This window comes from Shewanella mangrovi, assembly GCF_000753795.1.
In the GTDB taxonomy this organism is placed as follows: domain Bacteria; phylum Pseudomonadota; class Gammaproteobacteria; order Enterobacterales; family Shewanellaceae; genus Shewanella; species Shewanella mangrovi.
Genome location: NZ_JPEO01000007.1, coordinates 118,686 through 141,934 on the forward strand (window position 1 = coordinate 118,686; position 23,249 = coordinate 141,934).

14 protein-coding genes are annotated in these 23,249 nt (G+C 48.9%); 9 read left to right on the top strand and 5 right to left on the bottom strand.

Going from position 1 to position 23,249, the window contains the following annotated elements:
• Window positions 1-17 precede the first annotated feature (17 nt).
• From HR45_RS11245 to HR45_RS11255, 3 genes are all read right to left on the bottom strand, one after another.
• Window positions 18-3,119 (bottom strand): efflux RND transporter permease subunit, encoded by a 3,102-nt coding sequence (locus HR45_RS11245; RefSeq protein ID WP_037442991.1) that lies wholly within the window; start codon window positions 3,117-3,119, stop codon window positions 18-20.
• On the bottom strand, window positions 3,119-4,153 hold the full coding sequence (locus HR45_RS11250) for an efflux RND transporter periplasmic adaptor subunit (protein ID WP_037442993.1): 1,035 nt from the start codon (window positions 4,151-4,153) through the stop codon (window positions 3,119-3,121). Before HR45_RS11250 ends, HR45_RS11245 begins: the two co-directional genes overlap by 1 nt.
• A 324-nt stretch (window positions 4,154-4,477) precedes the next feature.
• Entirely contained in the window at window positions 4,478-5,362 is an 885-nt protein-coding gene (locus HR45_RS11255; protein WP_037442996.1) for a LysR family transcriptional regulator, read from the bottom strand.
• Window positions 5,363-5,502: 140 nt separating this feature from the next.
• Between HR45_RS11255 and HR45_RS11260 the strand changes: the two genes are divergently transcribed.
• The 9 genes from HR45_RS11260 (at window position 5,503) to HR45_RS19720 (ending at window position 18,141) form a co-directional block, all read left to right on the top strand.
• A complete protein-coding gene (locus tag HR45_RS11260) occupies window positions 5,503-5,952 on the top strand; it encodes a DoxX family protein (RefSeq protein ID WP_037442998.1) in 450 nt (149 codons plus the stop codon).
• A gap of 74 nt (window positions 5,953-6,026) precedes the next feature.
• Entirely contained in the window at window positions 6,027-6,956 is a 930-nt protein-coding gene (locus HR45_RS11265) for a glutathione S-transferase family protein (protein ID WP_037443001.1), read from the top strand.
• 41 nt (window positions 6,957-6,997) lie between these two features.
• A complete protein-coding gene (locus HR45_RS11270; protein ID WP_037443003.1) occupies window positions 6,998-7,804 on the top strand; it encodes a DODA-type extradiol aromatic ring-opening family dioxygenase in 807 nt (268 codons plus the stop codon).
• Between the two features lie 369 nt (window positions 7,805-8,173).
• A complete protein-coding gene (locus HR45_RS11275) occupies window positions 8,174-8,530 on the top strand; it encodes a cytochrome c3 family protein (protein ID WP_037443004.1) in 357 nt (118 codons plus the stop codon).
• Window positions 8,531-8,963: 433 nt separating this feature from the next.
• On the top strand, window positions 8,964-9,896 hold the full coding sequence (locus tag HR45_RS11280) for an AEC family transporter (RefSeq protein WP_037443005.1): 933 nt from the start codon (window positions 8,964-8,966) through the stop codon (window positions 9,894-9,896).
• Window positions 9,897-10,106: 210 nt separating this feature from the next.
• A complete protein-coding gene (locus HR45_RS11285) occupies window positions 10,107-10,658 on the top strand; it encodes a hypothetical protein (protein ID WP_037443007.1) in 552 nt (183 codons plus the stop codon).
• 166 nt (window positions 10,659-10,824) lie between these two features.
• Window positions 10,825-12,546 carry a DUF885 domain-containing protein gene (locus HR45_RS11290; RefSeq protein ID WP_037443009.1) on the top strand — a complete coding sequence of 574 codons (1,722 nt, stop codon included), beginning with the start codon at window positions 10,825-10,827 and terminating at the stop codon, window positions 12,544-12,546.
• Between the two features lie 300 nt (window positions 12,547-12,846).
• Window positions 12,847-13,800 carry a lactate/malate family dehydrogenase gene (locus tag HR45_RS11295; RefSeq protein ID WP_037443011.1) on the top strand — a complete coding sequence of 318 codons (954 nt, stop codon included), beginning with the start codon at window positions 12,847-12,849 and terminating at the stop codon, window positions 13,798-13,800.
• 498 nt (window positions 13,801-14,298) lie between these two features.
• Window positions 14,299-18,141 (top strand): S8 family serine peptidase, encoded by a 3,843-nt coding sequence (locus HR45_RS19720; RefSeq protein ID WP_037443013.1) that lies wholly within the window; start codon window positions 14,299-14,301, stop codon window positions 18,139-18,141.
• A 44-nt stretch (window positions 18,142-18,185) separates the two neighbouring features.
• Here HR45_RS19720 and HR45_RS11305 read toward each other — a convergent pair whose 3' ends face one another.
• Together HR45_RS11305 and hrpA are read right to left on the bottom strand one after the other, a co-directional pair.
• Window positions 18,186-18,944 carry a sulfotransferase family protein gene (locus tag HR45_RS11305; protein WP_156104062.1) on the bottom strand — a complete coding sequence of 253 codons (759 nt, stop codon included), beginning with the start codon at window positions 18,942-18,944 and terminating at the stop codon, window positions 18,186-18,188.
• 362 nt (window positions 18,945-19,306) lie between these two features.
• On the bottom strand, window positions 19,307-23,182 hold the full coding sequence (hrpA, locus tag HR45_RS11310) for an ATP-dependent RNA helicase HrpA (protein WP_037443017.1): 3,876 nt from the start codon (window positions 23,180-23,182) through the stop codon (window positions 19,307-19,309).
• Between the last annotated feature and the right edge of the window lie 67 nt (window positions 23,183-23,249).

Consider the following 23,249-nt stretch of genomic DNA (forward strand, 5'->3'; position numbering starts at 1 on the left):
TCTCCAAGCGGTGCCGATTAATGGCCAATATGTTGCACTTCACTTAACTCCTGCTCCAGCCGTTTACTTTCGTCTGCACGCGGCTTTGTAAAACGCGCTAGGGCAAGATACAGCACTGGCGTGAGGTAGAGGGTAAACACCACAGCAATCCCCAATCCACCAAACACCACCCAACCGATGGCATTGCGCGCCTCCGCGCCAGCGCCCGTTGAGAGAATTAACGGCAAACCGCCCAAGATAGTCGAAAACAATGTCATGGCTATTGCCCGTAAGCGAATATGGGCCGCCTTTTCGACCGCCTCTCGCACGGCCAATCCCTGATCGCGCAGTTGATCTGCAAACTCCACCAACAAAATAGAGTTCTTGGCTAGCAGGCCAATCAACATCACCAGACCAATCTGCGAATAGATATTAATCGAGGTATTGGTTAAGAACAGTGCCAACAGGGCTGCGGCGATGCCGAACGGCACAGTCAACATCACGACAATGGCACTGTTTAAACTCTCAAATTGCGCCGCAAGTACCAGTAACACGATGATAAATGCCAGCAGGTAGGTGAGCATCACCTCATGCGCAGTTTCTTCAAACGTCAACGCTTCGCCTAAAAACAACATGCCGATATTGTCAGGCAAGGTCCGGTCAGCAAGCTCGCGAATATGCATAACTGCTTGGTCAATTGGAAAATCATCTGGCAGATCCATCTCCAGAGTAATCGCACGGCGCTGCGCCTGCCGATTAAGTTCAGCTGCAACTCCCTCTTCAGAGATGGTTGCTAAACTCGACAACGGCACTAACTGACCTGATTGCGAGCCAACATAAAGATTCGACAGATCGCTGGGGTCGTTTATCGCGCCGTTATGCGCTTGTAACATGATCGGAATCGACTGGTCGCCGACATTCAAATCGGCAATATCATCGCCGTTAATCGCGACTCTCAAAGTGGAAGAGATATCAGACAGTGGCACGCCCAACTCTTCCGCACGGCGGCGGTCAATATTCACCCGCAGCTGCGGTTGTGTGGGTTTGTAGCCAATATCAGGCGTACCCAGTTGCGGGAGATTTTGCTCAATTTCACGACTAAAATCGAGCGCAGCGGCGTAGATTGCGGCATAGTTTTCACCGGTCAGCGCCAGTTGCAAACCGCCTCCCTGCCCGCGCAAATTCAAACTATTAGCGCCAAACGCACGCGCAGGTGCGCCTGGAATTGCAGCTAACGGCCCACGAATTTTATCAATAATGTCTTGCTGCGATTCTTCACGCTCATCCCAATGTTTCAGCGGCGCGGTAATAAACACGATATTCGGATCCCATTGCCCAACCACGGAGTAGATGGAATCAATTTCGCCCTTATCGACATAGGGCAGCAAAATATCTTCCATTTTGCGCGCTTGCCGTTCCATAAAATTAAGACCGACGCCATCGGGGCCGCGGGCGAAGATACGTATGGTGCCACGGTCTTCTGTCGGCAATAGCTCATTCTGTAATTGGGTGTAAAGTAGCGCCGCAGCGCCCGCTGCCAGCACTGAGCCAAAGAAGGCAAGCCATGCGTGGTTAAGCACCCACTGCAAACTCGCTTGATAACCATTGAGTAACCGTGTGCCAAGGCGACTAAATAGCCCATTTTTATCATGTTGCTCTTTAGGTAATCGTGCAGTTAAGGCGGGCACCAACGACAATGCCACAAACGATGAAATGATAACGGCACCAGCCAACACGCCCCCAAATTCACGGAATAGGCGCCCTGCTGTTGACGGCAAAAATGCAATCGGAATAAACACGGCGGCGAGCACCGCCGTCGTCGCCACAACGGCAAAGAAGACTTCGCGACTGCCCACAACCGCAGCCGCACGTGCGCCCAATCCCATCGCTCGCCGCCGCTGTACGTTTTCAGACACGACAATCGCATCGTCAACGATAAGCCCGGTCGCCAGTACCAACGCCAGAAGCGTTAAGATATTGATGGAAAATCCCAACATCCAAATAATCGCGATAGAACCAATCAGCGCCACCGGAATGGACAATGCGGGGACAATTGTTGCCCGCCAGGAGCCAATGAAGATCCACAGGGTGAGGATCACCAACAGCACAGTCAACACCAAACTGGTGATCACTTCTTTCACGGAATCACGAATAAATTCAGCATCATCGGAGGTGACTTGAAAGTGAAGCTTAGGAAAGCGAGTTTTTAACCGCTCCACCATCGCGAGCACTTCATCTGAAATCTCAATGGTGTTTGAACGTGCTTGTCGAATGATTTCAACGCCGATAATAGGTTTGCCATCAAGCCTTACGATCGAATTGGCATCAGCGGGGCCGAAGTACACCGAAGCGACATCACCAATACGAATATCGCCACGCACGACAATGTTTTCTACTTGCTCGGCGGTCACAGAAGTGGCATCGGCACGCACAATCAATTGTTGGTCAGTAGAACGTAAACTCCCGGCGGGTACGTCAAATGGCGCCTGCTCCAGCACATTTGCAACATCGGTCACCGCTAAGTTAAAACTGGTCAGCCGCAGCGGATCGAGCATCACTCGCAGCACACGCTCGCGATCGCCGTTTAAGCGCACATCGGCAACGCCCGGAATACTGAGAAATTGCGGTGCTAAGTCGACATCCACGACTTCCGTCAACTCTTCGAGTTCCATTTCATCGCTCGAGATTGCCAGACTTACCGCACTGGTCGCGTCATTATCCGCTTTAATAATTGATAATTGTTCTACATCATCTGGGAGTTCACGTTGCACACGGCTGACCGATTCGCGGGTTTCATTGGCGGCATTATCCAGATCAATGCCGGGGCGGAATTCAACCACGACCCGCGCGTTACCCTCTTCGCTTTGCGCGCGAATGCTCTTCACACCACTGACACGTGCCGCAGCCCCTTCCAGAATGCTGGTGACTTCGGTATCGACTGTTTCGGGAGAGCCACCGGGAAAGTTGGCCCGTACCGTAACGATGGGGCGATCGACATCGGGCAACTCACGGACTTCTACGCCATTTATCGCCGCAAAGCCGGCAATGATAATCAGCAAATTAAGCACCACAACCAACACCGGACGACGAATTGAGAGTGATGGCAGATCGCTAGTTTGCAGGTAATGTTGCAGGCTCATCAAAACTGCTCCTCAACCACTTTCACCGCCTGTCCTTCACGCAGATTCTGAATGCCTTCGGTAATCAGCAAAGTGTCCGCGCGAAGCTCTCCAGCCACCAAAATGCGACCTTTCAGACGTTGCATAATTTGAATATCAACGCGTGTGGCATGCTGATTATCAACAACCCAGACATAAGCGCCGGTTGCCCCCCATGACAATGCCGCCTCGGGAATCCGCGCATATTCATCACCAACAATTTGCAGGCTAACTCGAAAACTCATGCCGGGACGGAAGTTATCGTCACGGTTATCAATGATGGCACGCGCGCGAATGGTTCGACTGGCGACATAAATCCGTGAATCGAGCTGCGCAATTTTGGCGGGCAGTTGTTCCGCGCGATTATTCCAAGGACGCAATATAATTTCCGCATTCGACGCTAGCAGGTTAAAGGCGGTTTCAGGTGCTTGGAAGTTCACAAATAGGGCGTCACGGCTATCAATGCTGGTAATCGGCGTATTAATGCTGAGGCGATCGCCGACCTCAACATCGGTTAAGCCCACATAACCGCTAAATGGTGCACGCACGATGCGTTCTTCTAACTCAACTTGGGCTTCTTCAAGCGATACTTTGGCAAGATCGCGCTGAGTAATCGCATCATCAAGATCTGTTTGAGGCACCGCGCCCTGCTGGCGAATATCGGTTAAACGTTTAACGGTACGTTCAGCATCGGCCAACTGGATTTTGGCCCGTTCAAGCGCCACTTGTTGCCGTTTTGCGTAAAGTTGCACCAATGCTTGGCCTTCAGTTACTTTGTCACCAGGTTTAAAGTTCACCGCCACCACCCGTTCTGCCACCGCAGGATATAAGACGACTGATTTATCCGCTTCCGCAGTACCGACCATATCAACACGGGTAATTTCATGTTCAAAACTGATGTTTTTGGCAACCACCCTTTTCGCGGGCGCTTCGGCAGCGCTGAGATTAACAATGAAGAGAAATAAGCTGACGCCGAGCATACGTGCGAGGAATTGGTGACTGAAGAGGTTCGGCATTAGGAGTCCTTTTCAAATGAGGCAATGCAAGCACGTTTGTGCGCTAATCCGTTCTTTTATCGCTGAAATACTAAGTGTAGCGGCTTTAATGTTAGACACTATTGGACGACAAGTGCTATTCGTTCGCGGAATCTTACTGACTCTAGCGGATATTCATTAAATCCAAATTAAAATCAGTGTGTTAAACGAGATAGGCAAACCCGATAATGAAGCTAAGTTTGGATTGAAACAATCGAAGGGGTAATCCAAAAGATGACTAATCAAGGCAGCCACTGCTGCCATGATTGTTGGAGATTAGCTCAGAACAAGATGGTGAGCGTAGCGCTACTGACTCAGTACACTATCCCAATATGGCGGATTGCCAAAATAGCCATCAGCAAAATCCAAGAAGCTACGTACTTTGCTGGCCAGCAACTTACGATGCGGATACACCGCATATAATCCCAGCGGCTCAGGCTCAAGTTCCGGCAGCACTTGGATTAAACGGCCGTCCGCTAACGCAGCTCCAGCGATAAAGGTTGGCTGCAATGTAATTCCGGCCCCCGCAATTGCGGCCTGAACCAATACATCCCCATTGTTAGAAATCAGTGCATCGTGACCTTGCGGCCACAACGGATTTCGCTCCATATAGCTATAACTGAGAAATTGGTGTTGTTGCAAATCATCAGCACTCTGCGGTGTACCGAATTCCGCTAAGTACGCTGGCGAAGCGCACATAACTAGACGGATCGGTGCCAGATACTTTGCGATTAATGATGAACTCTTCAGGTTGCCGATACGCAATGCCACATCAAAACCTTCTTCGATGATATCGACTTTGCGGTCATTAAGCTGAAGGTCCACGTCAACATGAGGGTAAGCACGGCGAAAATCGCTCAATAGCCGCGCCATATGGGCGCTGGAAAACGAGACCGGCGCACTTATCCTAAGCAAGCCGCGCGCATCTTCCTGCAAATCACTTAGTTGATGATCTAAGTCATCAAAGTCGTCGAGCAGTTGTTGCGCCCGCTGAAAATAGCGCATGCCGGCCTCAGTTAAGTGCACTTTGCGCGTGGTGCGATTCACCAAGCGAATGCCAACGTTCTCCTCAAGTCGCGACACATATTTGCTCACTAGCTGTGGCGATAGCTGCAACCTGTCTGCCGCTTTGGTAAAGCTGTTTTCTGTTGCCACCATGGCAAAGGCACGTAAAACATCAATCCGATCCATCAGCCAACCCCATTATAAATGCTGCGTTTATAATATTGCGTTGTTAGCCATATTAATCTTCGTCCTGTCACAAAGTAAAGTATCTCCAACGTCGAGAGACACCCGAAAACAGCAAGTTTTAAACACTTTGGAGAAACATCATGAAATCACAATTACTGAACAAATTATTCGCCACCAACGCTGGCGTAGCATCATTGGTTTTGCGAGTACCTGTTGGCATCATCTTGGCGGCACACGGTTCACAAAAACTATTTGGCTGGTTTGGCGGCTATGGCTTAGAAGGCACCGGTCAATGGATGGCAAGCCTAGGGATGACACCAGGTTACTTGATGGCATTACTTGCCGGTAGCGCTGAGTTCTTTGGTGGCTTAGCACTGGTGCTAGGACTTTTGACCCGCCCAGCAGCACTGGTTGCCGCCTTTACCATGCTGATGGCCATCCTGTCGGTCCATATATCTAACGGTCTGTTCCTTGCCAACAACGGTTACGAATACGCATTGGCACTGATGGTGGCGCTACTGACGCTGGCAATACAAGGAAGCGGTCGTTTCTCGGTAGACAGCAAAATTGCAGCACGTCTAGCACGCTAATGTCAAAACGTTAACCAAATTTCCATGTGAAGGGCTCTGCTGCTAGAGCCCTGCGATTTACCAAGGAGCAGATTATGTTAGTAGATGGTGTATGGACAGAAGATTGGCAACCGGTGCAAGCAAAAGATAAGCAAGGCCGATTTATTCGCCAGACCTCTTCATTTCGCAACTGGATTACCGCCGATGGTAGCTCCGGATTTAAAGCAGAAAAAGGCCGCTACCACCTCTATGTTGGCTATATCTGCCCTTGGGCATCCAGAACCCTAATGGCGAGAGCGTTAAAAGGATTAACCGACTACATTGACGTCACGGTAGTCAATCCGCGCTTGTCTGATCAAGGGTGGCAATTTGGTGGCTTTAATGGCGCAGATGCGGATCCGCTTAATGGCGCGGCATTTATTCATCAGTTATACACCAAAGCCGATCCTCACTTTACCGGGCGCGCAACCGTTCCAGTGTTATGGGATAAAAAGACCCAAACCATTGTCAATAATGAGTCAGCAGATATTGTGCGCATGTTCAACAGTGCGTTTATCGAGCACGTGCAACAAGGACCAGACTTGTATCCACAAGATTTGGCTAAGAATATCGACACGCTCAATGAAGAGATGTATAACTCACTGAATAATGGAGTATATCAAGCAGGATTCGCTACAACTCAAGCAGCCTACCAAGAAGCATATCAAGCGGTATTTAGCACCCTCGATATGCTGGAGCAACGCCTCAGTGATGGCAGAGAATTCCTGTTTGGCGATCGGTTTACCGAGTCAGATATCCGCTTATTTGTCACCTTGATCCGTTTTGATGCGGCCTACTATGGCTTATTCAAATGCAATCGAAATCAGATCAAAGAGATGCCTTATCTGCACGCTTATATGCAACGAGTACTCGCGTTAGAAGGAATTAGCTCGACCGTTAATATTGAGCATATTAAGGCGGGGTATTACTCAATCAAAGCGCTGAATCCTACCGGTATTGTACCAGTGGGCCCAGATAAGATTTAGACACCACTTCGTCAGCAACCGCATAATTTTTGGAGTAAGTTATGAAAACGCCAACTATCAGCTTTATTTCTCACGGCGGCGGCCCTATGCCACTGCTCAATGATCCTGCCCACGCGGAGATGGTGAAACATTTACAAGGGCTGACCAAAAAACTAGATAAACCAAGCGCGATTCTGTTGATCAGTGCGCATTGGGAAGAAAGCGTCGCTACCGTCACTGCAGCCGCGCAACCGGGCATGATTTATGACTATTATGGATTCCCAGCAGAAACCTATAAAATTCAATACCCTGCACCAGGCGAGCCGGCGTTAGCCGAAAAAGTGCATGATGCACTGCAAGCGGCCGGAATTCCGGTACGCCAAGATAGCAAGCGCGGCTATGACCATGGTCTGTTTGTGCCCTTGATGTTGATGTATCCAGAAGCTGATATTCCCTGTGTCCAATTATCACTGGTGAATAATCTGAGCCCTGAGCAACATTTAGCTATCGGTCAGGCGTTGCAAGCGCTTGATTACGATAACTTGCTGGTCATCGGTTCTGGCTTCTCATTCCACAACATGCGTGAATTTTTTGCTCAGCACACCTCAGAACGAGAGCAGAAAAATCTCAGTTTTGAACAATGGCTACAACAGACGGTTAATACCAACGATGTGACTGCGGCCACCCAAGGATTAGCCAACTGGAGTCAAGCGCCAAACGCTCGTTATTGTCAGCCGCGTGAAGAGCATTTATTGCCACTACATGTTTGTTATGGGCTTGCCGGACGTCCAGCCGATATCACAGATGATGTTGTTATTTTAAATAAACATTCCAGTTCCTTTACCTGGTTAGGCAAATCACTCGCTTAATTGCAGTAAGTTACCCAAGTTTTGCAGGTGGTTAACCTAAGTTTAACCACCTTGCTTATGACGCTCTCATTCTCAACCGCGGATTTATTGTGGCGTTAATTTGCGCCAGATTTGCGATCAAATTATTTCATCACAGCCGCGTTCACTCGGTAAATAAGAAAACAACATTCCATGTTAATCAATGCATTACCTCTTAACCTTTCACTTGTATTGTTTTCGCTAAATCAGTAATTACTGAGATTCATTGTGATCCCACTATGAGTTTTTAAGCTTACTGTGAGCCGCCTTTTAGAATCTATGTCTACTAATTTACCCAACGACCAAAATCCAATATGTTATACATATGATATTTACTGACGTGGTAAACAAATGAAAAAATCACTTCGACTACTTTCTGCTGTTGCGGTTATCGCCTCAAGCGCATTATTGGCCTTTAATGCTAACGCGGTACAACTCCGTGGTAGTCATAAAGAAAACCATGTGGCCTGCAAATCATGCCATACCCAAGGCATGCAACATGCGGGTACAACCGAAGGCTGCTTAAGCTGCCATCAGAGTTACGATGCCGTGCGCGCACTGACTGAAAAAAATCATCCGGACCTAGAAGTTAATCCGCATATGGATGGACACTTAGGAGAACTCGACTGTACTGATTGTCACCACATGCACAAAGCGTCTGAAGTGGTATGCAACGAATGCCACCAGTTCGACTTTGTTGCGCCGTAATCGGTTGATTTGCGTTTAACCGTATCAAATGCGCTAGAGCATGCTATCCCTGCATCTGCTAGCGCGCTTGATACGCCGAACATCGCCAGCGAGTGTTCGGGAAGTCTCATCGCTGGCATCTCATCATTGCGTATTGTGGAGTTAGCTTATCCACCTTGTTGGCCGGTTTTCAGCTTGCTAGCGCCAGCGCGATTTAACATCGCTGATGGTAAGTTGCTTTTATCCTGTTTCATGGCTCATCCCTGCTGCCCTGAATTTTACGTGGACATTTCGGCAAGGGGGTTATTTTAACCCCCCGTTTTTTTCACGTTTTCATACAAATTTTCGGCACATTCGCTAGCGACGTTTACTCAACACATCTGTTAGGATAATGCTACTTAGGCAAATGCTGATTCAGTATTTGCTCAATAGCCTTATCGACGGAATGCGCTGAATGTTCACCTTTATCGCCAACACGCTGATCCCAGTGTTAATTTTGTTACTCATGGGGTGGGCGTTATATCGTTATAAAATGCTCAACGATGGATTTGTCGAAGCGGGCTCAAAACTGGTATTTAATTTGGCGCTACCGGCGCTATTGTTCCTGTCGATCAGCCAGTCAGATTTTCACCATGCCGCAAACTTACCTCTTATTTTGACTGGCGCTATCGCCACGGCAACGTTCTTCGCCCTGCTCATGCTTTTTTGTCATGGCATTGTAAAGCCTGCTAATGCGCGCGGAGTGGTCATTCAAGGGGGATTTCGCGCTAATATGGGGATTATTGGTCTCGCATATTGTGCCAATACCTACGGCACAGAAGGTATTGCTGTAGCATCGGTTTACCTCGGTTGTATCACCATTCTGTTTAATATCCTGTCAGTATTTGTGCTGAATTTTTATCTCGATGGCCAACGCTCGTTACTGCAAAGCATTAAGGGCATGCTGACGAATCCGCTTATCATCGCCATCGTGCTGGCGTTGCCCTTTTCGTATTTACAGGTGCAACTTCCGCAATGGATGCTCAAAACGGGTCACTATTTTGCCCAATTAACCCTGCCGCTAGCTCTGATATGCACGGGTGCTTCACTGCAATTTCGCTCCTTTAGTGCAGACTGGCTCAATATTGGGATCGCCACAGTGTGCAAGTGTCTGCTGTATCCCGGCGTCATGGTGGCAGCAGCATATTTGATGGGATTCAGCGGTATGGCCTTAGGCATTGTTTTGTTACTGTCTATCGCCCCAACGGCCGCGGCCAGCTATGTTATGGTGCGCAATCTCGGTGGTGACCATCGCTTGGCCGCCAGCATCATCGCGGTGACCACACTGATATCGCTCCCCGTTACCGCCGCCGCCTTTGGTACCTTACGCTATCTGCAGTTGATATAAGCCGTTAGCCGCTCTATTTTATTAAACAGCATACTCTGCTATTTAATATTGGCTTTCCAGGTTGTTCTCCAGTATGAATTATTAATATGCGATTAATACCGCATAAACAGTTGCAAGCAGTCCTATTATCGCTAATGATGTTCAATCTCATTTACTAGCATTTAAGACTAGTGCCCTGTCGAGTCACTAAGATGGTTGGAGAATAGATACATGGAGAAGTTAGCAAAACTGTGGCCCGCAATTTTTCCGCTCAGTTTACTCTCAGTTCCCTTCATATCATCACAAGTGACAAATGGCGTGGTTTGGTCTTATGGCGACTTTATCGTTGCCGCAGTGCTGCTTGGAGGCACCGCCAGTTGTTATCAGTGGATCAGCCATCGTGCTGGCAACCATTTCCCTTACCGCGTCGCCACCGCGTTAGCGATGGTCGCATCATTGCTTTTAGTGTGGGCGAACTTAGCTGTAGGGCTTATGAATACACCAGCGGACGATCATAACCTGTTCTTTTTTAGCGTCATTATGGTGGGTGTGATTGGCACATTGTGGTCACAACGTCGTCCTAGAGGCATGAGCTTTACTATGCTGGCAATGGCAGCCGTATTATTTGCCATTACAGTCGGTTTATCGATTCATATAATGCCGCTCTCCGCGGTTACCCTATCCCCGCAACAGCAATTTTCCGTCGTTTTTTGTCTGAGCATTGTGGCGCTTTATCTGCTTGCGGCGTGGCTGTTTCACCGGGCCACATTCCTGCTTCATTAAACTCGTTAACCTATCATTTTCATCACCCCCAACATTGCGGTTTAGGCAGTTGTATCGCCACAACTGTGCATTACAGTTAGAAAATGTTACCGATTTTTTATGGTGTTCTCCCGCAGATTGCGTATAACTCAAGCTACATATTTAGCAACTTCTCAGGAAAACGATTATGAAAAAAATGTTGCTGCTGGCCTGTGCCGTGAGCTGCTCACTTTCTGCGGCTGAACCGCAATGGGTAAAAACCAGCAATCAATATGCGATGGACGTATTGTCGGTAATGGCACAACAACAGCCAGAAGTTGGGTCTCAACTCGGTATTGAGCAAGTTGATGGTCTAGCGTCTAACCTCTCGCTGGCCGCCGAGCAAAAAGCAAAACAAACCATCCTTGCCGAAATCGTCAAGCTGAGTAACGCTAAAAAACAGGAGCAAGATCCGCGCGTTCAACAAGATCTGCAGATCATGATAGATACCTTGCAACAACAAGTAGACTCAGCAGATATCACCGATAAGTATGCGCTGCCGTTTTATAATGTCGGTGAGTTTGTCTTTAGTGGCCTGCAAACATTACTCGATGACCGTAACAGCCCCGCTCGCATGAAAAAAGCGGTGGAACGATTAAACAATTATGTTGGCGCCAACGGCAACACAGATGTTGCCACGCAGGCGATGCAGCGTACCCAAGCAGCATTGACGAACGGCTCTCTCAAAGCGCCGTACCATGTTGAAGTTGAGCAAGCGATAGCCAACACCGACAAATTCCTCGATGGCACCAAGCAACTTTTTATTGATCATAAAATTGAAGGTTGGCAGCAGCCCTTTGCCACGCTAACAAAGCAGTTACATCAATATCACGATTGGTTGCAACAACAGGTCCTGCCGATAGCCAGTAAAAGCAACGTCATGCCGGAGCCGCTTTATCAATCTGCTCTTAAAGGTTACGGCGTCGATGAGCCGCCACGACAATTGATGCAACAAGCGCTGTTTGAGTTTGCAGAAATCCGAGATGAGATGCAGGTATTGGCAACTGACATTGCTAAACAGCAGGGATTAAAAGACGATGACTATCGTGCCGTCATTCGTGAATTAAAGAAGAAGCAAGTGACCGGTGACCAAGTGTTACCCTTCTTTAAGCAGCGTTTGGCAACCATTGAGCAAATCGTTAAGCAGCATGACATCGTCACGATTCCGAAGCGCCAAGCCAACATTCGCGTAGCCTCAGCGGCTGAAACGGCGGCCCTGCCCGCGGCGCATATGAATCCGCCACGTTTGATTGGTAATCAGGGCGAATATGGTGAATTTGTGCTGCCGATGCTAGATCCTGCGAGTAAAGGCTCAGATTTTACCGGTGAAGGCTTCTCATGGACATTGACCGCCCACGAGGCGCGCCCAGGCCATGAACTGCAATTTTCAGCGATGGTGGAAAATGGCGTTTCTAGCGCTCGGGCTATTTTTGCCATGAACAGTGCCAACGTTGAAGGCTGGGCATTGTACGCTGAAGCGATTATGAAGCAGTACTTTCCAAAAGAAGGCCAACTGTTTGTACTGCAAGCACGTTTGCAACGCGCTGCGCGAGCGTTCCTCGATCCTATGTTGAATTTGGGGATGATGACGCCCGCCGAAGCGGAAAAAGTATTGACTGATGATGTCGTGCTGTCAGATAGCTTTGCCAAGCACGAAGTCGAGCGTTACACCTTCCGTATGCCAGGACAAGCCACCTCCTATTTCTACGGCTATATGAATTTACGCGAATTACGTGTCACCACTGAAATGAAACTGCGTGATAAATTCAATCAAAAGCATTTCCATGATTTTATTTTGGCACAAGGGTTATTGCCGCCGAAATTGCTTAAACAAGCCGTTGAGGATGAGTTCATTCCTTCTGTTAAGTAAGCTAAATGCATTGGTCAGCACTCAGTGTGCTGGCCAATGCAACTATTGCATATTTTCCCTTCCATTTTAATTCCATTCAAGCGACTTAAAATGACAAAATCCGCCACATCAATTGAAAGTCTAGATGGCGTGGATATTTGAAATCTTTTAAGTAAATACCAAATACATTTCAATCAATTAATAAAAACCCGTCAAATTTTTTTGACACTAAAACCATACAAGAATCAACGCGATTACTTGCCCTGTGTTCGATTAACCGGACAATCCTCACCATTACCACTTTAGTCGTAAGGGATAATAATGAAAATTGGCGTAATTGGCGCTGGCGCGGTTGGCGTTGCCGTATGCAACTATGTGTTAGCACTCGGCAATTGTCGCGAGCTGGTGTTACTCGATAAAAACGGGGCTCGCGCCGAAGGTGAGCTGATGGATTTTGGACACGCTAGCTCACTGACTTTTGGAAAAAATATTCGTCTCAATGCGGGCGATGATTACGCAATGCTGGAAAATGCCGATATTGTGGTCATCACCGCTGGCGCACAGATCAAAGCCGACCAACCACGTATTGAACTGGCAGAGGTCAACTCGCGTATCTGTGTCGATATTGCCCGCAACGTTGAACAATACGCACCCAATGCAATTCTCATCGTGGTAACCAACCCCTGCGACCTTGCGGCGTTTTTTATTATCAACAATACCGGATTTGCCGCTCATCAGGTGATTAGCAGCGGTTGCGTCGTAGATACTGCGAGATTGATGAAAATTGTCGGCGATCATACCCAACTCGATCCCAAAAATGTGTTTGGTTACATTCTCGGCGAGCATGGCAGTCACTGCTTTATGCCCGCAAGTATTCTGGGCGCTGGTGGCCAACCAATCGATTTCTATTGCGACAATAATCAGTTACCACGTATCGATCCGCAACAGCTGCTACAAGACGTCAAGCGAGCGGGTTACGAAATCTTTAAACGCAAACTCAATACTACTCACGGTGTCGCCGCCAGTGTCTATCGCATTATCCAAGCAGTCAGTTTAAATGAACACTCAGTGCTTCCTGTCGGTGTATTAGTCGATAACCACTATGACCTGTTTGGTTCAGTGCTCAGCTTGCCATCTGTGATTGGCCGCAACGGCATTGAAAAAGTGCTGGAGCACCCTTTCACGGCAGAGGAGCTGACCGAGCTCAAGCAAATTCACCAACAGATCCGCGGTGTGATTGAATCCGTTGCCAAGATAACGGAACTCAACTGTTGATCCTGCGTTTGTCCGCGCTGCCAATGTAGGTGGCGCACTCACACATGCTATCTAAATCCCCCACGAGTCGCCTGCCCACCTTACCGTGTTGCATTAACAAACATAGTGCTGAGTGCTAGGAGATGTGCATTCAAACGAGATGTTACATTTGTAAAATGCACTTTGCTGAAAATGTCCATGTAGCGCCCTACGCCAATAACATTGTTACTGACATCAAAAAGTCACACACCACATCAAATCGCCATTTTGACCCACCAACAATCTGCCTATCAACACAATAAGTCGTTATAACGGCACCTTACGGATAGTTATCCCATAAATACTTTACAAATCGTTACATAGTTAAAAATGTAAATGAGGTTGCAGTTGTTGCATAAAGTTTGCGAAAGATGATAGAAATCAATGTTCATCGCAAAAATTCTTTAGACGCTTCGGCGATATCTGCGGTGAGTATTTGGACAAAATGACACTATAAAAACTTATACAGGAAGTAGTCTCTTGAAAAACAAAATCGCAATTGCTGTTTCGGCAGCCTTGATGGGTGTCGGTGGTTATACCGTCGCGGCACCTATCCTTAACCCGTCAATCCAAGTCCCCAGTAATCTTAAACATGCTGCTCCTGCCGCTAAAGGTCAGAGTAGTAAAAGCAGCAAACTGAAATTTGTCGAAGAACCAGGATTAGCCAATAAAAAGTACACCTATATCGTACGTTTGGCTGACTCTCCGGTAGCGAGTTATTCAGGTTCCATCAGCGGTCTCGCGGCCACTAAACTTGATAAAGCATCAGTTGCTAAGAGCGCTGGCAAAGGCAAGCTGAATGTTTCTTCGGCCAAAGTGAAATCCTATGTGCAATATTTGAATGCTAAGCAGAGCAACGTCATGATGATGGCTGCTGCCGCTGGTGTTCGTGTAATTGCCAAAGAAAAATTTCATTATGCGTTCAACGGCTTCTCTGCGGAACTAACCCCAGAGCAAGCAAAAACCTTGTCACAACTGCCTGAAGTTGCCTACGTCGAACGCGAGGCTTCTTATCAGTTAGCCACTGATTCCAGCCCTGCATTCGTCGGTGCCGACAAAGTATGGGACGGTACTGCAACTGGCACTGCCGCCATGGGTGAAGGCGTTATCGTGGGCGTGTTAGATACTGGGATCAACACAGATCATCCTTCGTTTGCCGATATCGGCGGTGATGGCTATGACCATACCAACCCTTGGGGTCAAGGCGTCTACGTAGGTGATTGTGCCGGTGATTTCGCTAGCATGTGTAACGATAAATTGATCGGTGTGCGCAGCTACGAAGACATTACCGACGATTACGATGACACCGCTATTTTCGGTGATACTCCACCAGCGAAGAATGGTGAAGACTACAATGGTCATGGTTCTCACACCGCAAGTACCGCTGCGGGTAACGTACTGATTGGTGTGCCGTACGTCACGCCAGATCCAGGTAAAGAAGAAAGCGATGGTATTGTGACCGATCTAGTATTCGATCGCGTTGCGGGTATCGCGCCTCATGCCAACATTGTCGCTTATCAAATTTGTTCTCCCGGTGACACTGATGACACTTACGCAGGTTGTCCAACCTCGGCTATTTTGAAAGCATTGGATGACGCTGTTGCTGATGGTGTTGATGTCATCAACTACTCAATTAGTGGTGGCGGTAACCCGTGGGACAGCGCCACTGAAATGGGCTTCCTCGCAGCCCGTGATGCTGGCATTTTCGCTGCCGTTGCCGCAGGCAATGGCGATCAAGGCCCATATACCACCAGCAAGAGTGCACCTTGGTACACTGCAGTAGCGGCTTCCACGCATCCTCGTGAAATCGGCAGTGCTGTATCATTTGCTGGTGAAAGCTATTTGTATACTGTAGGTAGTGGTCCGGCGATTGCTGAAGACATTACTGCGCCAGTAACCTACGTTGCTGACGACCTTGATGGTTGCGCAGCATTCCCAGCTGATGCATTCAGCGGCAAATTAGCGCTGATCCAACGGGGTAGCTGTAACTTCGCGACCAAGGTTGGCAATGCTGCTGATGCGGGCGCTGTAGGCGTTATCGTCTTTAATGCTGACGGTGATGATTCTCGTCTGACTATGGCAGGTCTAGAAGATTCCACCATCCCTGCAGTATTCTTGGGCAACACAGATGGCGCAGCCATTAAAGCATCGATTGATGCAAACGGAGAGCAATCAGCAACCCTGAGTGCCAAAGTCATCACAGCCGAAGGTCAAGGCGATGTATTGGCAAGCTTCTCCTTGCTTGGTCCTAACAGCTACATCGATGTCATGACACCTTCTATTGCGGCTCCTGGTGTAGATATCTACGCAGCACAAGCGGATCAACATTACGGTCATGATGTCACAGGTCCTGCTCCATCAGACTTCACCCTGATGTCTGGTACCTCTATGGCAACACCGCATGTTGCTGGTGCGGGTGCCCTGTTGAAGTCAGCACATCCTGACTGGACACCAGATAATATTCGTTCCGCATTAATGCTGACGGCAACCACAGCACAAGCGATGACCAAAGCGGATGCAACAACACCTGCTGATGAGTTTGACGTTGGCGCGGGTCGTATTCGCGTTGATCTAGCAGCTGAGACTGGTTTGGTCATGGATGAAGCCGATGATAACTACGTCGATGCGGATCCTGACTTAGGTGGTGATCCTCGCACCCTGAACATTCCGAGCATGACTGACTCAACTTGTGTAACAACTTGTAGTTGGACACGTACAGTCACTGCGACAGGTGCGGGTACTTGGGCGGCATCTAGCGCTGCAATTGACGCGGATTCTGGATTAGCGTTAACCGTCACCCCTGCCACTTTCACACTGGCTGCTGGTGAATCACAAACCCTGACCATTACCGCTGACGTGTCTGATTTGGCCGATACCAGCACTTACGCGTTTGGCCAGCTAGAACTGACCTCGGATGATTACCCAGCGGCGAGAATGCCAATTGCGGTAATGTCTGCACGTAGTAACCTGCCAGCACAAATCTCAATCGAGGCAGGACGTGACAAGGATCAATTCGTCACTACCGGCCTTAAACATCTGGATCTGACCGGTGTACAAGCGTCCGTTTCCGGTTTGAACAAGGCTGATATCTATCAATCAACCGTTGGACAAGATTCTGATGTATCAGACTTCTTGGACGACCTGAGTGATGGCGTTGACTATGTCGGCTACCGCGTACCAGAAAATGCGCAGATGTTTGTCACTAAGCTGAGCAGCGATGTTGCGCCTGACCTAGATCTGTGGGTAATGGTAGATGTTGATGGTGATGGCTCTTTAGATGGCTACGCGGGTTATTCATTACACGCTGGCTCAGATGAAAGTGTCAGTATCACTAATCCAATCCCAGGTGATTACTACATCTTCGTACAAAGCTATCAAGCGTCATCAGCTACTGCTCAAGATCCATTCACCTTGAAGACGACTATCGTCACTGACGAGGCTGATGATAACTTCAGTGTTGACCTAAGCGGTGATAACACTGACTTCTCACTGGCTTATACGTGGGACGATAGCTTCACCGTAGGTGATGAAAGCTACGCCATGCTGGTACTGAGCAGCACTGACGAAACAGCAGATGATGTGTCTATTCCAGTGGTGTTGACCCGTGTAGAGGATGATGTTGTCCTGCCGTCAACGGCAAGTCTCGCTGGAGAATTGGCGCCGGGTGTTACACATACTATCAGTATGCCGATTGCGGCAAACCGTAGCGATGTCGCACGTACCTACACCATCAACGCACTGCTGCCTATGGGTCAAGAAGCCGCTAACGTTTCTGACGGTGGTGAAATCAGTGAAGGTAGTGTAGCGTGGACAATCACCCAAGCGCCGCATGCTGTTGCGACAGCGGCAACGTTTGACTTTATTCCTCGTCAAGCGGGCGACTACACAATGTCAATCAACAACATTGTTGACTCAGCAAACGCAGAAAGTATCTCGCAAGATTACAGCTTCAGCGTTGCAGAAGTCGCGCCTGAACTGGTGATTGAGGGCCCTGCTGAAGTTGGTGAACGTGAAACTTTCACCTTAGACGCTTCAGGCAGTAGCGATGCAAACGCTGACGAGTTGACCTTCAAGTGGGTACAACTTGCAGGTACACCTGTGAGCTTTGATGCAACTGCATCGTCTATCAGCCCAGAAGCTCCTGATGTTGATGACGCCGGTGAAATCCTTACCTTCCAAGTGACTGTGTCAGATCCACATGGCAACAGCAAAACGGATGTTGTGACCGTCAACGTGTACGAAACGCCAAATAGCGGCGGTGCGTTGGGTTGGATGTCTCTGCTGTTGATGCCATTAGTGTGGTTACGTAGAAAAACTGCTTAATAGCAAACGTTAAGTAACAAAGGCTCCCTCGGGAGCCTTTCTTTTTAGACACAACCCGCGCTCAGCTTAGCGTAGCAGCGCAGGTAGGCACTCTCAGCCTTTTCAAGCAGCGAGGCTGGGATTTCAATTTCATCATGTGGCAGTGTTTTAACCACCTTACCGGTATTGATGTTGTCACTGGAATCACCATAACGAGGGCGGCCGGTATTATTAAACTTGTTATAGCGATTCCCCAGCGGGCTAGGCAATGCTAGCCAGTCACTTAGGTCTGCCAACAGCGGTTCAGTGCGTTCAACGAGCTGTTCTGATTCGATAAAAAAATAACGCCCATCGAACTGTTCGGCATAACGTTCGAGCTGCAGTAACCTTTCACAATAGTAGTCAGTCACCTTATCCACACTCTGAAACCAACCTCGTCCCTTGGCCTGTCCCAACTTAACATTACTGCTAATACTTTTACGGGGATCGCGCAGTAAGAATATCAGTTTGTGCTCGACGCGCTGCAATAGCGAGCTACATACCTGCTGCCGATTGTGCAGCAATTTATCTAATAGATACTTCCCTTCAAAGTCACCTTTTAAGTCTTGATAAAGACTGGCACGCATAAATTGAAAGTCACGAGGAGCAAGGTAAGAGCGATGCTGCTCACTGTAACCACATATTTGCTCATGGCTGCCCAAAATATGAGAAAGCACGGTAGAACGACTACGCATATGACTGAAAATAAATAAGTATTTAGTATCACAACGTCGTAATCGTGGATTTGCGACAATGGTAGATAATTCGCCTAGTTTTCTCATCATTTTCATCAGCCAACACACCTCATTTCTTAGCAATCATTGATTGTTATAGCGTGCAAATCGTCATGTCCTGCACGCCAATGCCAACGATTCGAAACGCTAAAATTAGCGCAAAATCATAAGGGATTTAGGTGATGAAAACTGTTAATCATTGTATCTAGCGCCTGTGCTGAACAGCATAAACAGCGCCTTCTTGCTTCTCATTAATTGAGAGCTTAGATAACGGTACTCTGCAGCTTTAGTCTGTAACATTAGCGAAATTACAGCACGTTGAGATTAACCATCTGAGGAGGTACTTAATGGCTTTTGTCGTTAATACGAGTAAGACAAACAAAAACAGCGCCGAAGGCGCTGTTTTTTAAGTTTTAGAAATCTCGTAACTGATTCAAAATCCGTTTTTCTGAGATTGGATATGCTGTGCCTAAGGTTTGAGCGAAACAGCTGACGCGATATTCTTCAATCATCCAACGCACGTTGGCGAGTTCATCTGGTACCGGCAAGGATTTAGGCAGTTTCGCCAGCGTTGCTTTGTACTCTTCGGTGACATTTTGAATGCTGAGCAGATGCAACTTGTCACGGTTCGGATCCACCGGCAGTTTGTCTAAGCGCATTTCAATCGCTTTCAGGTAGCGAATAATGTCATCCAGCTTTTGCCAACCGGTCGCCTCCACAAAGCCTTTAAACACTAAGCTGTCGAGATGGGCTTGAATATCACTCATGGCAAAGGCGATTTCAAAACTGATCTTGCCTTTTAAGCGCTTACGAATGCGCTGATGCGCAGTCAAAATCGCTTCCACTTTCAGTGAAATCTGCTCCGCGGCACTGTTCAAATCTTGCCGCACCGCATCCCGCGCCGCCTCAAACTGTTCAGGCGAGCGCACATCCAGCGCTTGCTGATCCAAAATCTGCTGAATCGCGGCATTGATAATGTCATCAATCAGCAACTGCACTTGGCCAAACGGGTTAAAGTACATCGCCAATTTGGCTTTGTTTGGCAGCGCTTGTTGCAGGTGTTTCACTGGCGATGGAATGTTGATCAGCAGCAGTTTACGCACGCCTTGGCGGTGCTGTTTATTGGCTTGCTGCTCATCATCAAACAATTTGATAGCAACATCTTTGCCCTCGTCCACCAGCGCCGGATAAGCTTTCACTTGATAGTTGCCGCGGCTACGCTGATATTCGCTCGGCAGATCGCCAAAGCTCCATTCGGTAATCGCTTCCTGCTCAATGCCTTTATCGGCCACTTGGCGAATAGCGGTTTTCACTTGGCCTTGCAGCTTGGCTTTAAGGCCATCAAGATCGCGACTTTGGGCAATCAATTTGCCTTTATCGTCTTCCACCTTGAAATTCATTCGCAGATGCACAGGAATGCTGGCGATATCGTAATCTTCTGCCGCCACTTTGGTGCCACTCATGCGCAGCAAACGGTAACTGAGCGCGTCGAGCAAAGATTTCTCAAACGGCTCCATCGCTTGCACGCAGGCTTTGGCATAATCCGGCGCCGGCACAAAGTTACGGCGAAGCGGTTTTGGCAACGCACGAATCAGCGCGACGCATTTCTCTTCTCTGAGCCCCGGCACCAACCAGTCAAAATCTTTATCTTCCACTTGGTTGAGCAGCGCCACCGGAATGTGCAGCGATACGCCATCGTCCTCTTCGCCCGGCTCAAAACGGTAACTCAGCGGTAAACGCAGATTGTGTTGCTGCCATACATCAGGGAAATCGAGCGCTGACACATGGGTGTCATCCCGCTGCATCAGCAAGTCACGGTCGAAGTTCAATAGCTCCGGCGTTTCGCGGCTGGCTTTACGCCACCAGCGATTAAACAGCGGCAGGTTGTAGATACCTTCTGGCACCCGTTCGTCGTAGAAAGCAAACAGCACATCCTCATCCACCAAAATATCGCGGCGGCGAGATTTATGCTCCAGCGTTTCCACCTCTTCCAACAGCTGTAAATTGCTGCTGAAGAACTTATCGCGCAGCTTGAGTTGCCCTTCGGCTAAGCCGCTACGAATAAAGATTTCACGCGCCAACACAGGATCAATGGGGCCAAACTGCACCCGGCGGCGATTCACTACCGTGAGGCCATACAGCACTTGGTTTTCAAAGGCGATCACCGCGCCCTGCTTGGCTTCAAAATGGGGTTCGTTATGCTGCTTCTTGATCAAATGCGCGCCGAGATGCTCAAGCCATTCTGGCTCAATCGACGCCACACTGCGAGCAAACAGCCGCGAGGTTTCGGTCAGCTCGGCCGCCATCAACCATTTCGGGCCTTTCTTCGCCAGCGGTGAACCGGGGAAGATAAAGAAGCGGCGATTGCGGGTACCGAGGTATTCGTTGTTGGCGTCTTTAAAGCCGATTTGACTGAGCAAGCCAGACAGCAGCGCTTGATGCAGCTGTTCGTAATTAGCGGGCTCGCTGTTCAAGCGCCATTTCAAGTCATGCACACTTTGGCGCAGCTGGGCGTACAAATCTTGCCATTCACGAATGCGCAGATACGCCAAAAACTCCTGTTTCACCTGTTTGCGGAACTGACTGCCAGACAGCGCTTGTTGCTGCTCTTTGAGGTAATTCCACAGATTCAACAATGCCACAAAATCCGATTTTTTATCGGCAAAGCGGCGATGGGATTCATCCGCCGCTTGTTGTTTCTCAATCGGGCGTTCACGCGGATCTTGAATAGACAACGCCGCCACAACCACCATCACCTCATGCAAACTGCCGAGCTTGTTGGCTTCTAGCACCATTCGCGCTAAACGCGGATCGACCGGAATGCTCGCCAGTTGTTGACCGAGTTTGGTGAGTTTTAACTGGCCTTTGTGACGCCCAACCGCTTGCAGCTCTTCCAGCAGCAAAAAGCCGTCGCGAATATTGCGCTCATCCGGCGGCTGAATAAATGGAAACGCGCCAATGTCACCGAGGCCAATCGACAACATCTGCAAAATGACTGAGGCCAAGTTGGTACGCAGAATTTCAGGATCGGTAAACTCAGGGCGATTGTTGAAATCGAGCTCGTCATACAACCGAATACAGATGCCGGGGCCAACACGACCACAACGGCCTTGGCGCTGGTTAGCACTGGCTTGAGAAATCGGCTCAATCGGCAAGCGCTGCACCTTAGTGCGATAGCTATAACGACTGATGCGCGCGGTACCTGGGTCAATCACATAACGAATGCCCGGCACAGTTAATGAGGTTTCCGCCACGTTGGTGGCCAGCACAATACGGCGGCCGATGTGCGATTTAAACACTTTCGATTGCTCGCCATAAGATAGGCGCGCATACAACGGCAACACTTCGGTATCACGCAGTTGGCGGCGATTAAGCTGATCCGCCACATCGCGAATTTCACGCTCACCGTTGAGGAACACCAAAATATCGCCGGGGCCTTCCGCGCACAGTTCATCGACCGCTTTGAAGATGCCTTCCATCAAATCCAAATCGTCATCATCGTCTTGCAGCAATGGCCGATAGCGAGTTTCAACCGGATAAGTACGGCCACTCACTTCAATCACTGGCGCATCGTTAAAATGCTTGGAGAAGCGATCCACATCGATGGTGGCCGAGGTGATGATCAGTTTGAGATCGGGGCGTTTTGGCAGGATCTCTTTCATGTAGCCAAGAATGAAGTCGATGTTCAAACTGCGCTCGTGCGCTTCATCGATAATCAAACATTCGTACTGCGACAGCCATTTGTCGTTTGAGAGTTCCGCCAGCAAAATCCCGTCGGTCATCAGCTTGATGTAGGAATCTGGCGCAATCGCATCGGCAAAACGCACCTTAAAGCCGACGGTTTGGCCAAGCTCAGATTGCAGCTCTTCGGCTACGCGGCTTGCCACACTGCGAGCCGCCAAACGCCGCGGTTGGGTATGCCCAATCAAACCACGGGCACCGAGGCCAAGATCCAAACAGATTTTCGGTAACTGGGTCGTTTTACCAGAGCCGGTCTCGCCCGCCACAATCACCACTTGGTTATTGATGATGGCCGAAGCGATTTCATCGCGCTTTTGCGATACCGGCAGTTCGTCGGGATAGCTCACCGTCGGCCGTGACGCCATGCGCTGATTGGATTTTTCAAACGCCGCTTCTGCGCGCTCGGTTAACTTGGCCAGTAACTCAGCTTTTTTAGTGGCATCTTGCAGCGATTTTGATTTGAACAGCTCGCGACGAATGCGGGCCGCATCCGGCTGATAACAACGGGCTAGATATTCGCGAGACAGAGGAGACAACTTGGCGTTCAAAACTCAACATCCAGTAAAAACGAAAACGGCGATCCTACCAAGGATACGCCGTTTTGAATACAGATGA

Coding starts and splice junctions, on each gene's coding strand:
- HR45_RS11255 (WP_037442996.1), bottom strand. CDS start 5,362: ATGGATCGGATTGATGTTTTACGTGCCTTTGCCATGGTGGCAACAGAA.
- HR45_RS11250 (WP_037442993.1), bottom strand. CDS start 4,153: ATGCCGAACCTCTTCAGTCACCAATTCCTCGCACGTATGCTCGGCGTC.
- HR45_RS11275 (WP_037443004.1), top strand. CDS start 8,174: ATGAAAAAATCACTTCGACTACTTTCTGCTGTTGCGGTTATCGCCTCA.
- HR45_RS11245 (WP_037442991.1), bottom strand. CDS start 3,119: ATGAGCCTGCAACATTACCTGCAAACTAGCGATCTGCCATCACTCTCA.
- HR45_RS11290 (WP_037443009.1), top strand. CDS start 10,825: ATGAAAAAAATGTTGCTGCTGGCCTGTGCCGTGAGCTGCTCACTTTCT.
- HR45_RS11295 (WP_037443011.1), top strand. CDS start 12,847: ATGAAAATTGGCGTAATTGGCGCTGGCGCGGTTGGCGTTGCCGTATGC.
- HR45_RS11285 (WP_037443007.1), top strand. CDS start 10,107: ATGGAGAAGTTAGCAAAACTGTGGCCCGCAATTTTTCCGCTCAGTTTA.
- HR45_RS11305 (WP_156104062.1), bottom strand. CDS start 18,944: ATGATGAGAAAACTAGGCGAATTATCTACCATTGTCGCAAATCCACGA.
- HR45_RS11270 (WP_037443003.1), top strand. CDS start 6,998: ATGAAAACGCCAACTATCAGCTTTATTTCTCACGGCGGCGGCCCTATG.
- HR45_RS11260 (WP_037442998.1), top strand. CDS start 5,503: ATGAAATCACAATTACTGAACAAATTATTCGCCACCAACGCTGGCGTA.
- HR45_RS11265 (WP_037443001.1), top strand. CDS start 6,027: ATGTTAGTAGATGGTGTATGGACAGAAGATTGGCAACCGGTGCAAGCA.
- HR45_RS11280 (WP_037443005.1), top strand. CDS start 8,964: ATGTTCACCTTTATCGCCAACACGCTGATCCCAGTGTTAATTTTGTTA.